14 protein-coding genes and 1 tRNA gene are annotated in these 17,007 nt (G+C 42.0%); 4 read left to right on the forward strand and 11 right to left on the reverse strand.

Features of this window, described 5'->3' with window-relative positions; translation table 11 throughout:
* Positions 1-50: 50 nt before the first annotated feature.
* Positions 51-725, reverse strand: a complete 675-nt coding sequence (locus AC04MM_RS04230) for a response regulator (RefSeq protein ID WP_475379079.1) — start codon at positions 723-725, stop codon at positions 51-53.
* Positions 726-1,073: 348 nt separating this feature from the next.
* Here AC04MM_RS04230 and AC04MM_RS04235 point away from each other — a divergent pair, with 348 nt between their 5' ends.
* Positions 1,074-2,744: a DUF6765 family protein gene (locus tag AC04MM_RS04235; protein ID WP_475379080.1), complete on the forward strand. Its 1,671-nt coding sequence runs from the start codon at positions 1,074-1,076 to the stop codon at positions 2,742-2,744.
* Positions 2,745-2,800: 56 nt separating this feature from the next.
* On the opposite strand, the gene AC04MM_RS04240 is transcribed toward AC04MM_RS04235, so the two are convergent.
* The 5 genes from AC04MM_RS04240 to lon form a co-directional block, all read right to left on the reverse strand.
* The gene (locus AC04MM_RS04240; protein ID WP_475379081.1) at positions 2,801-3,943 is read right to left on the reverse strand and encodes a transglycosylase SLT domain-containing protein; all 1,143 of its coding nucleotides are present in this window, start codon (positions 3,941-3,943) and stop codon (positions 2,801-2,803) included.
* 142 nt (positions 3,944-4,085) lie between these two features.
* Positions 4,086-4,161: transfer RNA gene (locus AC04MM_RS04245), tRNA-Val, on the reverse strand.
* Positions 4,162-4,220: 59 nt separating this feature from the next.
* Positions 4,221-4,814 (reverse strand): hypothetical protein, encoded by a 594-nt coding sequence (locus tag AC04MM_RS04250; protein ID WP_475379082.1) that lies wholly within the window; start codon positions 4,812-4,814, stop codon positions 4,221-4,223.
* Positions 4,811-5,926 (reverse strand): winged helix-turn-helix domain-containing protein, encoded by a 1,116-nt coding sequence (locus AC04MM_RS04255; RefSeq protein ID WP_475379083.1) that lies wholly within the window; start codon positions 5,924-5,926, stop codon positions 4,811-4,813. Before AC04MM_RS04255 ends, AC04MM_RS04250 begins: the two co-directional genes overlap by 4 nt.
* A 286-nt stretch (positions 5,927-6,212) precedes the next feature.
* Positions 6,213-8,732: an endopeptidase La gene (gene lon, locus AC04MM_RS04260; protein ID WP_475379084.1), complete on the reverse strand. Its 2,520-nt coding sequence runs from the start codon at positions 8,730-8,732 to the stop codon at positions 6,213-6,215.
* A 393-nt stretch (positions 8,733-9,125) separates the two neighbouring features.
* On the opposite strand from lon, the gene AC04MM_RS04265 reads away from it, so the two are divergent.
* Together AC04MM_RS04265 and AC04MM_RS04270 are read left to right on the forward strand one after the other, a co-directional pair.
* Positions 9,126-10,526 (forward strand): D-alanyl-D-alanine carboxypeptidase, encoded by a 1,401-nt coding sequence (locus AC04MM_RS04265; RefSeq protein WP_475379085.1) that lies wholly within the window; start codon positions 9,126-9,128, stop codon positions 10,524-10,526.
* A gap of 24 nt (positions 10,527-10,550) precedes the next feature.
* Entirely contained in the window at positions 10,551-11,024 is a 474-nt protein-coding gene (locus tag AC04MM_RS04270) for a hypothetical protein (protein ID WP_475379086.1), read from the forward strand.
* A gap of 79 nt (positions 11,025-11,103) precedes the next feature.
* Here AC04MM_RS04270 and clpX read toward each other — a convergent pair whose 3' ends face one another.
* Positions 11,104-12,387: an ATP-dependent Clp protease ATP-binding subunit ClpX gene (clpX, locus tag AC04MM_RS04275; RefSeq protein ID WP_475379087.1), complete on the reverse strand. Its 1,284-nt coding sequence runs from the start codon at positions 12,385-12,387 to the stop codon at positions 11,104-11,106.
* A gap of 6 nt (positions 12,388-12,393) precedes the next feature.
* On the reverse strand, positions 12,394-13,026 hold the full coding sequence (locus AC04MM_RS04280; protein ID WP_475379088.1) for an ATP-dependent Clp protease proteolytic subunit: 633 nt from the start codon (positions 13,024-13,026) through the stop codon (positions 12,394-12,396).
* A gap of 216 nt (positions 13,027-13,242) precedes the next feature.
* Between AC04MM_RS04280 and AC04MM_RS04285 the strand changes: the two genes are divergently transcribed.
* Positions 13,243-14,742 (forward strand): leucyl aminopeptidase, encoded by a 1,500-nt coding sequence (locus AC04MM_RS04285; protein ID WP_475379152.1) that lies wholly within the window; start codon positions 13,243-13,245, stop codon positions 14,740-14,742.
* A gap of 39 nt (positions 14,743-14,781) precedes the next feature.
* Here AC04MM_RS04285 and AC04MM_RS04290 read toward each other — a convergent pair whose 3' ends face one another.
* The 3 genes from AC04MM_RS04290 to gshA all read right to left on the reverse strand — a co-directional run bounded on the left by AC04MM_RS04290 (position 14,782) and on the right by gshA (position 17,004).
* A complete protein-coding gene (locus tag AC04MM_RS04290) occupies positions 14,782-15,018 on the reverse strand; it encodes a hypothetical protein (protein WP_475379089.1) in 237 nt (78 codons plus the stop codon).
* A gap of 80 nt (positions 15,019-15,098) precedes the next feature.
* A complete protein-coding gene (locus tag AC04MM_RS04295) occupies positions 15,099-15,704 on the reverse strand; it encodes a hypothetical protein (protein WP_475379090.1) in 606 nt (201 codons plus the stop codon).
* A 34-nt stretch (positions 15,705-15,738) separates the two neighbouring features.
* Positions 15,739-17,004, reverse strand: a complete 1,266-nt coding sequence (gene gshA / locus AC04MM_RS04300) for a glutamate--cysteine ligase (RefSeq protein ID WP_475379091.1) — start codon at positions 17,002-17,004, stop codon at positions 15,739-15,741.
* Positions 17,005-17,007: the final 3 nt, after the last annotated feature.

The following is a 17,007-nucleotide window of genomic DNA, read 5'->3' on the forward strand; positions in this document are numbered from 1 at the left end:
ACGATGATTTGTAATTAAATGCAGGCGATAATGGTCAATATGCCCGACAGCTACACTAAACCGCGGCGAATGGCTTCACGCGTGGCTTCAGCACGGTTTGAAACGTGCAATTTTTGATAGATGACTTTCACATAGCCTGCAACGGTCTGCGCACTTAAGCCCATTTTACCTGCGGCTTCAGCAACCGTAAGGCCACGCGCCAAATGAGTCAGGGTTTCGCTCTCACGGGTTGTGAGTTCAGTTTTAATCGTGCAGTCTTTTTCGGGTTTACGAAAGTATTCGATCAGCCGATTAGCAATCGATGGCGACAACGGCGGTTCATTACGTATGATCCGCTTTAGAATATCCGACAGAAAACCAGGATCATCTTTTTTGAGAAGGTAGCCGACGGCACCGGCACCTAATGCTTCAAAAAGAAATTTGTCTTCTTCATGAATAGTAACTACCACGGCCTGGGCACTGGGTTCTTTTTCTTTTAATAACCGTACGATCTCCAAACCCGAACCGTCTGGAAGACCCAAATCGACCAGCGCCAGATACAGCGGTGTCTTTTGTGCGTTATTAGAACGTTCATGCAACCAGCTCTGTGCTTCGCGGATGGTTTGAGCGCAATACACTGAAATACCCGGAAAAGCCGAGACAACGACATTTTTTAAAAACTGAGTGGTTCGGTTGTCTTCTATAACAAGACAAATGCTTTGGGCGTAATCAGCCAAGGTTTTCAATTTACTCTTTCTAGGGACGGCGGGATTATATACTGCAGGCCGTTTATTAATTTTAGGATTTTCGCTGGAAACGCGTCACCCCCTAAATCGGGGGGACGTAAAAATTTAGAATATTTTTTATTTACTAGCAATTGATATAAGCAAAAATGTTAAGAATCTGCAGCCTCTCTTTTGACAGAAATTTAAAGCAATAAATATGACACTAAATTAAGCTGTTACCAACCAACTTTCGGGTAACCAATTCTCAGAATAAGACAATGACAATCTAACGGCGGTGTTAACAACTTTGACAGTTAAAATTAGTATATTTGATCTAAATCAGGTTCTAGTTTTGCAATTTTCACGGGTATGAAAAAACTTATCCAAAAATTGATAATGCCGGCGGTCTTGTTAGTTTCTGTTAATGCATCAGCTTACGATGTCGATACCCACTTTTACGGAACTTACACCATGGCCCGCTTTGCCGGAATCAAACACAATGTAGCCGTAAAACTTGCCCTGGGCGCCCAGTGGATGGATGAGTCTTACATTTCAGATCCATTAAGTATGATTGTCTTACCTGCGACAGGAATTAAAAAACGCCGCCTCTTGCATTTTCCGGGATCACCGTTAGCCAACAAACTAAATCCCCAGGAAGCCATGACCAGATTTGCCGGCTTATTAAAGACTGACCCATCTTCAGGAATTGAATTAAGTACTTACACCGAAACCGAAGCCGATCACGAATTTGCAACCGAACTTTTTACTGAAGGTTTAATGGAAGGTAACTTAATGAAGATCTCAGCCGGTCTTCATACTTTACAGGATTCTTTCTCACATGCCGGTACAGTCGCCGAACTGGGTCACGCCCACTTCTGGCATCATCCTGATCGCCCTTATGTTGATCAGGCTTCAGTTGAAAAATACTTCGCCATGGCACGCTCGGTGTTAAAGGCCATGGTCGCAGTCCGTGCGCTTTTACCTGAATCTGAAATTGATTATGAAATTGCCTTCTCGGATCAAGGCCCTAACGCCAAACTTGACGGTGCGGCTTTAGGTGAATTGTTTCACTCAAACCAGCTAATTCATAAATATGTTTCGCGAAAAATATTAAACGAACCGGAATTCGTGGATTTCGCTTTAAAAAATGTTTTTGAGCGCGCCAAAAAACTTGGCTACGTCACAGACGGGGTAGAAACCTACTTAAAAAACTACACCCCTGGGCAAGATGCGTATCAGGCTGCAGCCAGCATCTCACTTGCGCTATCTGAAGACAGAGAAAATTTTAAAAAAATCGTCAACCAACCAATGATCCTGAAAGCCTTAGGCCGACCGGCCGAAACTATTGATGCCCGTTACGTTGTTTCACTTGGCGGTAATGAAGGTTTAACCACCAAAGTGATTCACTCGTTACTATCAGGCCTGGTGCCTCGCCCAATGAATGAATACCACCGTTTTGAAAAAGAAGAAGACGGCCCGATCTGGGAAAAAGAAATGCAGATCCGTGTATCGAATATGCGTAGTTTGGTTTACACGATCTTCGGTAAAGATCTTTACTTTGTTAAAAACAACACATCTGATCAGGTGGGTTATCTTCTCGAATTAACTTTAGATCCTAAGGCAAAACCGGTGCTCCCAAAATCAAACGGCAAAACTGAAATGATCACGTATTCACTTGAAGAAAAACACCAGTTTAACAAAATGATCTTTGGTTTCTTGTTTCCGAAATTATCTGCAACGCTTGGCGATTTAAAAGCTTACAGTGATATGATGCGCGTGTTCCAGTCGCCACCACCAGCCGAAAAAGGTGTGCGCGCTCAGATCGGTAACCTTTGGGAAAAAAGTAAAGCGGCCTATGACGCCTTTATGTCAATTGACAATTACCGCGAAAAAATCAAATTAGCCGTTGAAGATCTGCAAACGTCGCGCATTGTCCCGAATCAATATAACCGTTTTTACGCTGTTCCATATTTATTGCGCTCGAATATTTCTAAAGGCATCTTTAAGCCGATCAAACTGCAATCGACAACCAAGCCGTAATCGCTGCGCTTATCCTGCAAAATAAAAAAGCCTGAGAAATCTCAGGATTTTTTATTTTATAATTCTGTTTCTTGATCAATCACACCCGCAATTTTGGTTTTATCTTCTTTCGGCAGATTGGCGATCACCCCTTTGGGCAGGCTTTTACCGGGCTTTAAGTACTTCGTCTTGATGTGCGGGTTATACAAGCGAAGCTTCTGTCGGTCGTTACCGAAATAGGCCAGCAAGTCTTTATACGGCATTGGTTTGACGATCTTAACCGCACGCACCTGCAGCTCCTGGTATTTATAAACCGGTTCCGGAAAGAACAGGTTGGCATGTGATTCGACATACAGTGCCGCTAAGTACGTCGCATAGAAATTACGGGAAGCAAAACCAAAACTTTTGCTTGAAGCGACATTATCAATTAAAAATGCAATGTCGTTGGATTTGTATTTTTTAACAAGCTTGCTCATGCTGCCGACGCCGTGGTTATATCCGGTCACAGCCAGCGGCCAAGATTTTAAGATCTGGTAGTTCTCTTTAAAAATTTTTGCCGCAAGTTTAGTGGCATAGATCGGGTGATTACGCAGATCCTGTGCCTCCTGGATATAGTTAAATTTTTTCGATACGCGTGGCATGATCTGCCAAAGTCCGCTCGCCCCGACACGAGATTCGGCAAAGATATTAAATGAACTTTCAACAAACACCACCCGGGTCAACTCTTTCGGGATTTTTTCCTGTTCAAAAATTCGTTCCATCTGCGGCAAATAATAACCTGAAACTTTGATGGCCTGCTGCATACGATCTTTTAAACCCATTTGCAGACGGATTTTTTTCACATCGATCTTATGGCGGGCGGCCAGTAACTTTTTCTGACGCTTAATCAGAATTTCGGCTTCAAGTTCGCGGCGCACCGGTGACCACTTCGGGTTGGCGTACACCTGGGTAAGATCAAAATCACCTAAGATTTGATCGGTATCACCGGCCACGTGAAACACGCCCTGCTGAGTTGTGTATTTAGTGTAAATCTGAATCCAGAAATCGACTGATTTTTTAAGCCCCTCAGGCACTTTAAAAGTATCAGCGGTGTAGCCCATCGCTTGATAAGAGTTCCAGTTAGGCGGCACCCAGGTTGCGAGATTTTCTTTATCAACTACTTGTTGGGCGGTACCGGAAAGTGAAAATACAAAAGCGATAGCAAAAACGATTAGTTTCATAAACTTCGTATCGGCATCTTGGTTGTGAAATTTCACGACTTTTTGACTGTATCAGTCTGAGATAAAGTCTCATAATGAAAGCCAGAAACGAAAAAACCCGCCTTGGTAGCGGGTTTGATCTATCAAAACATTATGTGAAAAATGGTAGGGAATGCCGGATTCGAACCGACGACATCCACCTTGTAAGGGTGGCGCTCTACCAACTGAGCTAATTCCCTGTCGTCTTGATTGGGCTATAGATATATATAAGCTATAGCCCGCGTTCAACTAAAAAATACTAATTTTTGCGTTTTCTGCAGTAGAAGTCGGTCGAGCTTGTAATCTTTTTCAGCATCATGTTCGACTGTTCAGCTGTTTTAATGTCGCTGCCTGCATCGTCTTCACCCTCGTTGTCTAAAGTGATTACAGATGCCGCTAAAGCCGTTTGACCGCAAAGGTTTTTGTCCATTTGCAGATCAGCTGTATCAAACATCGCTAACTTCATAAGGTAAGTCTGGCCTTCTTTATCCGTTAAAGTAAGACGTACAACGTTTTTCTCAGCCGCCGTGATAATGCCGACACCCTTCATAACCGGGCCATTACATTGACTGCGAGACATTACATCTACACTTAAGTGTTTAGCGTTTTGATCCTGGCGAACCACACGCATACGCATAACTTGGTCCGGAGAATCACTGACTTTCCATAAACCTTGGATTGTATTCCACGGGAATGGTTGAGCAACTGACCACGGAATTGTATCAATCGGGCCGCCTTGCTTGCTTAAACCACATGATGGATTTTCTTGTGGCATAGAAAGATTTCCGAAGAATTCTGCCTGTGCAAAAAAACCTGATAATAAAACCGCTAGAATTAAAGCTACCTGTTTCACGAGATTCTCCCCTCTTGAGCAATCTGATCACTAACTTTGATTGATTTATTTAAAAAATAACCGTTCTTAGATCTGAAGATGTACTTCGGACGATCGTAATCTGGTTCGATCATCTTTCTAAGACGCTTAATAGTAACGTAGATTTTATTGTCGTGCACAGCCGGATCGTATTCTTGCTTCCAGATATGTTCAACAAGGTATTCTTTCGAGAACACTTCACCTTGTTTAGAGATGAATAACTTTAAAAGATCTAACAGGATAAATTGATTTTTGAAATCGATTGTACCTAATTGTTTTTCTTTAACTATGTGATTGTCGAAATCAAAAGAAATATCAAAAATATCCTTCGTCGTATCACAATATGATTCAATATATTTAGTTAAATGAGACATCATTTTCTTCGAATTGTTTTTATCCATGCTTTTTTGGAATAATTCGAAGTAAATTTTTGCTGCATCTTTTTGACCTAATTCGAAAAGACACATTCCAATATTACCAATGATCGAAAGCGAAACAGCCAGTTTTTTAGCTAATTTTGTTTCTTCGTAAGCTAACCAATACAAATCCAGGGCTTGATCATATTTTTTTAAATCAAATAAGATACTGGCATTCACTGACAACACGGCTGTTTTCAAATCAGCATTGTTAATAAACTGCATGAAAATATTTAAATTATAAATCTCTTTAAGAGCTTCTTCGAATCTCTTTTGATGGCGGTAGCAGATAGCAATACATAGAATAGCGTGGGAAATATCTTCTTTTTGATCGGCCTTTAAACCGTGATCTAGAGCGATTTTGAAGTATTCTAAAGCACTGTCAATTTGACCTTTGTAAAGAGAGGCTACGCCGAACACATGATAAACACGAGAAGTTAATTGAATATTCTCGCGAATAACGATGTCTTGGATTCTTTCTTTGTATGCAGAAACCTGTTCGTACTCTTCACGTTCTGCATAGATTCTTAAAATCTCTTGTACGCTTTTAAGGTACATTGGGAAATTTTTTTCCGATAGATAAGCGTCTGCGGCTTCAATCAAGTTGGGCAATGCAAGTTGGTAATCACCACGATCGCAGTAGAGCTTACCTAATTCGTATACACGATCTGCGTTCATTATGTGTTAATCCTTTATTAGTCTATTGTCAGGAATTGAATGAGATGCAAAGTACAGATTTTGTAAGATCAGGTCAACAAACTTACATCTAGTCGCTTAAATTTCAAAAATGGCAGTGGTGCGAAAGGAAAACTTCCCCAAAAATTTCACGGTGTTATGTGACTTTTTAAGAACATAGCTTATAAACAGCGAATCAATGCTGCTTTAGCGGGCAAATATGAACAAAAAACAATAAAAAAGGGAGAGCTTTTGGCTCTCCCTTGTCTCGTTTACATTTTTATCTCTGTTAGTGCTGGGTATGAACTTGTTGGCCGGTGTAGTTGGCTTTGATACCGAACTCACGCTCTGATTGGGCTTTAAATAACTCTTTAGGCGATTTGATGTCTAAAGCGTTGATTAAAACTTGGTCAACATGGTCAACTAAGATCACTTTTAACTCTTTAAGAACTTCTTTTGGAATATCCTTAAGGTCTTTTTCGTTCTCCTTAGGGCAGATAATCATCTTAATTCCACCGCGGTGGGCAGCTAAGATCTTCTCTTTTAAGCCACCAATCGCCAATACCTTACCACGCAATGAAACCTCACCTGTCATCGCTACTGTGCGCTTAACCGGGATTTTCGTGATCGCCGAAACAACCGAAGTTACTAAAGCGATACCTGCTGAAGGACCATCTTTTGGAGTAGCGCCTTCTGGTAAATGGATATGGATATCGATGTTAGCGTAAAATTCTTTATCAAACCCAAATAGTGGTCCGCGCGAACGTACATAGCTCATCGCTGCTGTACAAGACTCTTTCATCACGTCACCTAATTGGCCGGTAACAGTGAACTTACCTTTACCAGGAACCGCAGAAACTTCGACGGCTAATAGATCCCCGCCCACTTCTGTCCAAGCCATACCGTTGGTAAGACCGATCTCGTTTTGTTTTTCGATCTCGCCGTGTTTAAGCTTATGTGGTCCAAGTAATTCAACCAGTTTTTCCGGTGTAATGACATAGCCAGATTCTTTTTTCGCAGCTTTCGTTTTTGCAGTTTTGCCTTTAGCCGCTTTCTTCGCCGAAGTCGCAGCTTTAACAGCAGTTCCGCCTTCAGTTTTAAGCTCGTCAATCATGTTCGACATAACTACGTCTTTAGCCACTTTACGGAATACATTGGCAAATTCACGCTCTAAGTTACGCACACCCGCTTCGCGCGTGTAGTAACGGATCACATCACGTACCGCTTTATCTTGCATAGTGATGTTCATATCTTTTAAGCCGTGATTTGCCATTTGTTTCGGAATTAAATAATTCTTAGCAATATGGAACTTTTCTTGCTCGATATAACCATCTAAGTAAATAACTTCCATACGATCAAGTAACGGACGAGGCACTGTGCCTAAGTTATTCGCGGTAGCGATAAACATCACGTTTGATAAATCGTACTCTAACTCAAGATAGTGGTCCGAAAACGTTGCATTTTGCTCTGGATCTAAAACTTCTAACATCGCAGATGCCGGATCACCGCGGAAATCGTTCGCCATTTTATCGATTTCGTCTAATAAAAGAACCGGATTACCTTTATCAACTTTACGTAACGCCTGCAGGATTTTACCTGGCATCGCACCGACGTAAGTTTTTCTGTGACCGCGGATCTCAGCTTCATCACGCACGCCACCTAAAGAGATACGTGCAAACGGACGATTTAGAGATTCAGCGATTGATCTGGCTAAAGAGGTTTTACCTACGCCCGGAGGACCCGCTAAACAAATGATCGGTCCACGCATGTTTTTCGATAAAGATAAAACAGCAAGGTATTCTAAAATACGGTCTTTAACTTTTTCTAATCCCCAGTGATCTTCATCTAAGATTTTCTTAGCGTTTTTCACGTCATGACGATCTTCTGAGTAATCGTTCCAAGGTAATGATAAAACCCAGTCAATGTAATTTCTTACCACTGTAGCTTCAGCACTCATTGGCGACATCAGTTTAAGCTTTTTGATTTCTTTATTAACTTTATCTTTGGCCTCTTGAGGCATTTTTTTATCTTTACACTTTTGTGCAAGATCTTCTAACTCAGCTTGGTAGTCATCTTTTTCACCAAGTTCTTTTTGAATGGCCTGCATTTGCTCATTCAAATAGTATTCCTTCTGAGATTTTTCCATTTGTTTCTTAACGCGTGTGCGGATCTTCTTTTCAACTTCGAGAATTTCGATCTCACCCGTCATTAAGTTTAATAGATTTTCTAAACGCTTAGATGGATCTAAGATTTCTAACACGTTTTGTTTGTCTTCTAATTTAAGATTTAGCTGCGCCACGATGATGTCAGCCAATTCACCTGGATTTTCAATGCTGGATACACGCATTAAAATTTCAGGCGGGATACGTTTGTTTAATTTTACGTAGGTTTCAAAAGTTGATTTAACCGAGCGAACCAGCGCCGACGCCTCGGTTGGGTTTTCAACTTCTTCATCAATGACTTCACAGTTAACGACGAAGAAACCATCATTCGGTACAAAACCTTTAATGCGGGCTCTGCGTTTACCTTCAACTAAAACTTTTACCGTTCCATCCGGTAATCTTAAAAGTTGGATAATAGAGCCGACCGTACCGATTTGATAGATATCTTTTTCTTCTGGATTATTGGTTTTAGCATCTTTTTGCGCTGCTAAAATAATATCGGTTTGTTTACTCATAGCATCTTCTAGAGCGTTGATGCTTTTTTCACGTCCCACAAATAACGGCATCATCATATGCGGGAAAATGATGAGGTCACGTAGAGGAAGTAAGGGTAGTTGTTGAGTGTCGGCTGTGTTTTTGTTCGCCATTGAGAGAACTCCTTCCTTGAATAAAACCGGTAAATTTATTTTACCAGTTTTTTGCTCCCGATTCTCCGAATCGAGGACCAGAGGTTGCAGTTTAAGACAACTGTTCTGGTCAGGCGGGTTAATCCTAAATTCGCTATAATGTTAATTATATTGAATTGGACACCGCCGCCTTACTAATCATTTTAGGGAGAGAATTTAGAAGTTCAACGGCTTTTTTATTATTGTAGAAATAAAAAAATCTTTGGGTCTAGAAGTCATTTTTACACAATCTCCTGTCTGACAATTTACAGCTCATTTTGATACATAACTAGACAGTCTATACCTTAGGTCGCTTATATTCGTTTTAAAGCGGTTACCATCTTGCTTTATGTCAGGTTAATCAGGTGGTACGTGATGTTAAAAAACATTGTAAACAAATCTATTCTTTTGTCGTTTGTAGCTTCGTCTATGATGGCTAGTTCTGTTTATGGCGCGAAGATGGTCAGCAAATGTGACATGGACCAGAACATGACCAAGATCAATGGGACAAATATCAATATCAAGTACCCAATTGCCTCGGTTTCTAAATTATTTACCAGTTTATTGGCGACAACCACTTTTGACTTAAACACAACTTTTTCCACACAGGTGTTTGCCACCCCGGCGGAAAAGGGCATGCACGATGTGCATATCCAGGGTTCGCAGGATCCGTATTTTAACCGCTATAAAATGCATATGATTATTTCGCGCTTAAACGAAGCCGGTGTAAAATCGATCCGCTATTTAACTTTTGACGAAAATGTTAAATATCTTCATGACACTGATACATTCGCGGGTTTCAGGGTGCGTGTAAATGGCCGCAGTAAACTTATCCGCCCGACGGTTTTGAAAGAAGAATTAAGCTTTCCGTCAAAAGAGATCGTTGAAGCGCAATTAAAAGAACAGCGCGTGATTATGGCCAACTACCCGCAATCTTACCTCGCTGCCAAAGCAGCCGGTATTGAGCTTTTTAAATCGCCGAAGTTTACCGTGGTTAAAACACATTTTTTGCCTTCGACCCTGTTTAAAGCGGCGGCCAACACGATAAAACTTTACGTTTCGTCCCAGGATGTGCGCACGATGATCAAAGCCATGAACTGGAATTCGAACAATCATTCAGCCAACCGTCTTTTGGTGGCTTCGGGCGGTTTAGAAAAACTTAATGACTTTTACTACAACAACTTAAAAGTTTCTGAATCTGAATTTACGTTTGTGAACGGTTCAGGGCAAAACCATTCTCTGGACGGTTCAGGCCGTATTTACAACGAAGCTTCGTGCAGCGTTGTTATCCGCACCATCCGCGCCCTTAACTCGGCAGCGCAAAGGCAGAAAAAACAAATCACTGACCTAGTTGCGGTGATGGGTATCGATAAAGGCTCTACGGTCGGTGGTTCTGCGTACACCAGAACTGAAACCAGCGGCAAAGTCGTTGCTAAGACCGGCACGGTCGGCACCAACATTACTTTAGGTGGCGTGATCAACGGCACCAACGGCCCTCACTACTTTTTCTATAACGTAGCGATCGCGCCGGGTTCACGTAAGGATGAAAACCGGGCACGTGCCCTGATTAACCAAGAGCTCATCAAGCTGACCAAACAGGTACGTGGCGTTAAGTATGTTTACACAATGGATAATCCACTGAAAGACAATATGGATAACTACGATGAAGACGAAGCACCGGAAGACGTTGAAGCTTCACCAGAACAGGTTGAACAGGCGCAACCTGTTCAACAAGCTGCAATACCTGCTCTTCTTAAGAGAAAGACACAAAAATAGAATTTTTCACTAAAGGAAAATATTATGAAAAACACACTTTTGAGCTTGGCTTTAACTTTAACCGCGATCTCGGCGCAGGCCGGAGCATTTAAGCAGGTTGCCATGCATTGTAAAGCCACGGAACCAAATGTGGTGTCAGAACTCAGAGTTTCTGTACAAGAGCTAAATGATCAGTCGGTCATGAGTACGCTGGCAACTGTCAATGGTGCTTACTGCAACATCGACAGTGCGAGATTAAGCAGTGAAGACTTACAATCGATCTCAAGCCAAGCTGGTGAAAAACTGTTCTCTAAAAAATTAAAGCTAAGTTGCTATTCATCTCAGATCGCAGATAATGCCTTAAACGTGGTTCTGAATATCGATTCGGCAAAAAATTCTGTTAATTTGATTTATGTAAACGAAGCTTCAGCGCTTGAAGTTATCGAGATGAACTGCACTAAAGAAGGATTTTTCAAACGCCTTACAGATTCGTTAAAGTTTCCTGAAATTGGTTCGTAGTTCTGACTTTAAAACAGAATAAAAAAAGGAGAGTACTAAACTCTCCTTTTTTATTTTCAGGATCAGACGCCGATGATGATTACGCTGATTCTGATTCAGACTTTTTCGCTTTTTCAGCTTTTGCCTTCATCTCTTCATCAGTGTAGTAAACCATCTTAGGCTGTGCCTGTTCCTGGATAACTTTTTCGTCGATAATCACTTCTTTAACGTTGGTCATACCCGGGATATCGTACATCACATCTAACATTGATGACTCAATAACGCCGCGAAGACCACGGGCACCCGTTTTACGTTTTAAAGCTTCACGGGCGATGGCTTTTAAGGCTTCGTCTGTAAATCTTAAATCAACACCTTCAAATGAGAATAATTTTTGGTATTGCTTCGTGATCGCATTTTTAGGACGGGTTAAGATATCCATCAACGCATCTTCTTTTAACGGCGCTAAAGTTGCAATTGCCGGAAGACGTCCGATAAACTCTGGGATAAGACCGAACTTAGCTAAATCATCTGGTTCTACTTTAGCTAACAACTCTTCGATATTACCTTCGGCTTTGTGAGTGATCTCACCGCCGATACCCATTGATTTATTGACAGTTCTGTTTTCAACGATCTTATCAAGACCTACGAAAGCACCACCGCAAATAAATAAGATATTTGTCGTATCTACCTGGATAAATTCCTGCTGAGGATGTTTACGGCCACCTTTAGGAGGTAAGTTCGCAACAGTTCCCTCTAAGATTTTTAATAAAGCTTGCTGCACACCCTCACCCGATACGTCACGCGTGATTGATGGGTTTTCAGACTTACGAGAAATTTTATCGATCTCATCCACGTAGATGATACCACGTTTGGCTTTTTCGATATCGTAATCAGCAGCCTGCAATAAGTTAAGAACGATATTTTCAACGTCCTCACCGACGTAGCCGGCTTCTGTTAACGTTGTCGCATCTGCCATGGCAAACGGTACATTTAGTACACGCGCAATCGTCTGAGCGATTAAAGTTTTACCCGATCCGGTAGGACCGACTAATAAGATATTTGATTTTTGCAACTCAACATCACCGGCTTTTTTACCTTGCAGGGCATTGATACGCTTGTAGTGGTTATGGACCGCTACCGCAATGGTCTTTTTGGCTGATAACTGGCCGATAACATAGTCATCTAAAAAGGCTTTGATTTCAGCCGGTTTAGGTACCCGGAAGGCACCTTTAACTGCGACTTCTTTTTCTTTTTCTTCATCGATGATATCCATGCAAAGGTCGATACATTCGTCACAGATATAAACGCTAGGGCCAGCGATAAGTTTTTTAACTTCTTTTTGGCCTTTACCGCAGAATGAACATCTTAATTGAGCGTCTTTCATCTTTTATTATCCTTTATTCGCTTTGCGAGACTCGATGATATGATCGATAAGACCGAATTCTTTGGCCGTTTGCGCGTCCATAAAATTATCGCGCTCCATAGCTGCATGTAGCGTTTGATAGTCTTTACCGGTATGTTTTTCATAAATTCTTGTCAACTTTTCTTTTGTTTTAATCAACTCTCTGGCGTGGATCTCGATGTCCGTAACCTGACCAGATAGACCACCACCGGCTAAAAGCGGCTGATGGATCATGATACGAGAGTTCGGCATTGAGTATCTTTTCCCCTTCGTACCAGCATTTAGTAGCAAAGATCCCATGCTGGCCGCCATACCCATGCAATAAGTCGCAACGTCGCATTTTACAAACTGCATGATGTCGTAAATCGCCATGCCTGCAGAAACACTGCCACCCGGCGAATTAATGTAAAATTGAATGTCTTTTTCAGGATTATCCACCTCTAAAAACAGGAACTGGGCGATAATCGCATTTGCCACTTCATCAGTCACGGCCGAGCCTAAGATTACGATACGGTCTTTTAACAGGCGTGAATAGATATCGTATGATCTTTCACCTTTTGAGGTTTGTTCGATGACATATGGTAGTAGTGGCACTTCTGGCTCCTTCTGCTGCTGCTTCATTACCCACTTCAGGTGGTGTTGGCGCTGTGTTTTTTGTCGGACTTTTAATGGTCACACTTTATTTTTTTTAACATGAGTCCAGAAAAAGACTCGACTAGTCTAGTCGAAACGCCTCTGTTTAGGAAAACTGCTTCAATCTGTTCTCAATTTGGGTCAAAATGGGCTCCTATAAATTGAAGTAAATTTAATAGCTTCGGAAGGATACCCATGTCTACTTTGCAAGTGCATTTGCACGCTAAAGATATCTCTACTTTAAAAGGCCAAACGGTGGTTTTTTTCGCTAAACCAAGCGCAAAGAAAGACCAGCCGGCGGTTATCACTGAAAAAGACGTTAATGAAATTTTTGAAGAGTCATTAGCAGATAAAATCATCACAGGCTCAGCTAACGAAACTGTGACTTTCCGCGAAGCTAACCTAAACAATTTCCGCCACGTGATCATCGTGGGCCTGGGTAGCGATGCAAAAATGTCGGCTGAAACGGTTCGTCAGGCGGCAGCGGCTTTATACAAAGAAGTTAAAGCCTGCAAAGTGACAGAAGCGTTTGTGCAGTTAGACGGTTTAACCGGTTCTAAAAAAGACCTGGCTTCATACACGCAGGCTTTCGTCGAAGGATTACACTTAGTTGGTTACAACTTTGATGAATTAAAATCTAAACCTAAAGATAAAAAAGAAGATGTGATCAACATTCATTTAGTGACTAAAGCTAAAGACAAATCCATCGTTGCAGCTTTTAACGAAGGTACAATCCTGGCTTCATGCACGAACTTCGCTAAACGCTTGGGTGATATGCCAGGTAACTTGATGACGCCGACAATCTTAGCTGAAGAAGCCATGCGTGGCGCTAAAGGCACAGGCCTAAAAGTAACTGCCTGGGATAAAAAACGTATCGAAAAAGAGCGTATGGGCGGCTTACTTGGGGTGGCCCAGGGTTCTGACCAAGAGCCACGTTTTATCGTGATGGAGTACAATGGCGCAGCTAAAAGTAAAAAACCGGTTTGCTTTGTTGGTAAAGGTTTAACTTTTGACTCTGGCGGTATCAGCATTAAGCCAGGCGCAAAAATGGAAGAAATGAAATTCGATAAAGGCGGCGGCTGTGCGGTTATCGGCACGATGCTGGCGATTGCTCAGTTAAAATTAAAAGTAAATGTTATTGCCTACGTTGCTGCGACTGAAAACATGCCTTCGGGCCGCGCGACAAAGCCGGGTGATGTGCACACTTGCCGTAACGGTAAAACGTTTGAAGTGAACAACACAGATGCTGAAGGCCGTTTAATCTTATCCGATGCCTTAGCCTACGCTTCTGAACAACAACCGGCGGCGATCATTGATGCGGCGACTTTAACAGGTGCAATGGTTGTTGCTCTAGGCAACATCCACACTGGTTACTTCACTAAATCGGGTCCATTAAAAAATAAGATCGAAAAAGCAGCTACCACTTCAGGCGAAGCTGTATGGCACATGCCGTTTAACGAACACCACACTAAAGATATGAAAGGCACTTACGCTGATCTATCTAACATCTCTTACACAGGTGGCGCGGGTTCTGGAACAGCAGCAGCGTTTTTAGAGCAGTTCGTGGGCGAAGATATCCCATGGGCTCACTTTGATATCGCCGGCACTGGCTGGGCGTGCGGTAACCGCTTAAACTACTGTTCGGCTAAGGGCGCAACAGGCGTCATGGTTCGCACATTCGTTGAAATTGCAAAACAGTTCTAATTTTTCTGTTTCTAAAATAGAAACTCTTAAGAGGAGTCTTTAAAAGACTCCTCTTTTATTTGTCTTACACTTAGCTTTGATCTCACTGCGCTCTTCGGCCAGCACATACAGGCGAGTTACAATCGCTTCGACATCGGCAAAACGGTCGTTATCCATTTTATCTTTTAACAGCTGCATTTCGGTTTTTTTAAGATGTTCTTGCTCTTTGCAGCTTAGTTTATTAACGGCCGCAACAGTCGAGCACTGAACCAATAGAACCACCATGAATATTTTCATACCTTCTCCCGAAGTGAAATTTTTTGTGGTGGTTATTCTTTAAATCAAATAAAAGTGTAGCAAAAAAGGCCTGGCACCTTTTAAAATTCTAGGACTGTCGGTGTCTGTGATTGTGAAACTGTTTTTTCAAACGCCACAATTTTACTGTGACCGTTTTGATTCTTAAAAATCACCGAACGTAAGATCCACGTTTTTGGCCACTCATCCCCTGAGCCAGAAAACGTGAATGTAGACGTTAAACCATCAAATTTAAATGAAGCGTTCGAAGGCTTTTGCTGCAGGATTCTGGCGACCGGGATTTCAATCGAAGCCATTTCTACCGGGTCCTGCGCAGGAACACAGTCGGCATCAATGGTCATGACCGGAGGTTCACCAGCAACTGAAATACCATCACCTGAAAACTGGATTTGCACTTTCGGATACTGGCGGCAAACATTTGAAGATAGACTGGTAAAGCGGATAAATTTTTTACCATCGGGTAAGTTCTGTACCTGAATCTTATGTGATAACTCTTCTTTAAGTTGTTCAGGATCAAAGTTTTTTAACTGATGAACTTTCTGGCCAATCGCTGCCGGATCACGGTCAGAAAAATTTTCATTGAAGTAGCCGTAAAATAAAGAGAATCCCAGTGAAAAGGTCAGAAAAAATAAAAAGACTGACTTAGATTTATAAACGAATTGCTCCACTCAATACTCCTAGCTAAATGCTAGCATATTGAGACTAGATAGACCCGCACTCTGCTTTTTTGTAACCTTTAAATTGGACTTTCATCTGTTGCGCTTCTAGACCGATGGCCAGTAGACCCAGCTTGGCCGACCAACCGTAAACATTCTCCTTCGGACAGCCCTGGCGGTTATCAAGTAAGTCTGTCACACAAAGTTTTTTATAAACGGCACCCGGCGAATTTAAACTTTCAGTTGATGATTTTTCTGAGTGGGTACGTAAAAAACCACCGGCCAATGCGCAGCCGACCATATAGATCACCGGTTCGGCCGAAGCTTGTTCTGAAGTTACAACTGACGGAATCCCCTCTTGAATAATCACTTCTTCGACTTCACGGCCGCCTTTAGCCGCCTTCATTTTTTTACGGGATTTATAAGTCCACTCTTTTACTTCCTGGCCGGAAGTGACTTTGATTACGCCTAAACCATAAGTGCCGGCATTGTTTTTTACAAAACAAAATGGCTTCTGGTCGATTTTTTCTTCCTGATATTTTTGCTGAAGCTTCGCTAAAAACGCATCTACGCGTGCCGCCAGGGCATCGCGGCTTTCATCGCTATTAATATCAAAATGCTCAAACAGTTCGGTCTCAACCCGCATTAAAAACGGGTCAATGCCGATAATATCGGAAAAAGTATTAACCAGCGTATTATAGTTGATAAAATACTGCGATTTTTTTCGCTGGTACCAGCCCAGTTCGCGCGGCGGGTTCAGAGGCAATTGCAACTGTTCACCCCATTCGCTTAACGCCAGCGAAAAGTCGTTATTGCTGATCACGATATCAGGGTTAAACTGCTGAAAGCTCTGCGACGATGCATAGCCGCTGTGAGCGATGATTTTTTTTCCGGTTACGCTGGTTAATTCCAGCGGCGTTTCCAACAGTTTCGGAAAAGCCACCTGCACGTAAAAACCGCCGGCTGCGAGCAACTCTGAAATAGTCGCGACATTTTCCAGATAGTACGGGTTAGCCGTGTGTTCCTCAGTCACTAACAGAATTTTTTTAATGTTTTTTCCGTAGTGCACATGAATGTATTTTTGAAACAGATCTACTGCTGTTTCTTTATCGGTCGGGCAGATGTTATTAAAACCGGCCGGATAAATATTGGCATCAACGTTTGTGATTTTGTAGCCGGCATCGCGGATGTCGTAGCTTGAATAAATCGGATATTCTAAAGTTGAAGTTTGTTTTTTAAACCAGGTAAAAACATTATCAATATTCTTACAGATCTGGCCGTGAATGTACTCTTGCGCCCCTGTTTGTGTCATTTG

This window comes from Bdellovibrio sp. SBM16 (genome assembly GCF_056175625.1).

Excerpts from the sequence above, each read along its gene's own strand:
- AC04MM_RS04240 (WP_475379081.1), bottom strand. The coding sequence starts at position 3,943 with ATGAAACTAATCGTTTTTGCTATCGCTTTTGTATTTTCACTTTCCGGT.
- AC04MM_RS04290 (WP_475379089.1), bottom strand. The coding sequence starts at position 15,018 with ATGAAAATATTCATGGTGGTTCTATTGGTTCAGTGCTCGACTGTTGCG.
- clpX (WP_475379087.1), bottom strand. The coding sequence starts at position 12,387 with ATGAAAGACGCTCAATTAAGATGTTCATTCTGCGGTAAAGGCCAAAAA.
- gshA (WP_475379091.1), bottom strand. The coding sequence starts at position 17,004 with ATGACACAAACAGGGGCGCAAGAGTACATTCACGGCCAGATCTGTAAG.
- AC04MM_RS04255 (WP_475379083.1), bottom strand. The coding sequence starts at position 5,926 with ATGAACGCAGATCGTGTATACGAATTAGGTAAGCTCTACTGCGATCGT.
- lon (WP_475379084.1), bottom strand. The coding sequence starts at position 8,732 with ATGGCGAACAAAAACACAGCCGACACTCAACAACTACCCTTACTTCCT.
- AC04MM_RS04270 (WP_475379086.1), top strand. The coding sequence starts at position 10,551 with ATGAAAAACACACTTTTGAGCTTGGCTTTAACTTTAACCGCGATCTCG.
- AC04MM_RS04280 (WP_475379088.1), bottom strand. The coding sequence starts at position 13,026 with ATGAAGCAGCAGCAGAAGGAGCCAGAAGTGCCACTACTACCATATGTC.
- AC04MM_RS04265 (WP_475379085.1), top strand. The coding sequence starts at position 9,126 with ATGTTAAAAAACATTGTAAACAAATCTATTCTTTTGTCGTTTGTAGCT.
- AC04MM_RS04235 (WP_475379080.1), top strand. The coding sequence starts at position 1,074 with ATGAAAAAACTTATCCAAAAATTGATAATGCCGGCGGTCTTGTTAGTT.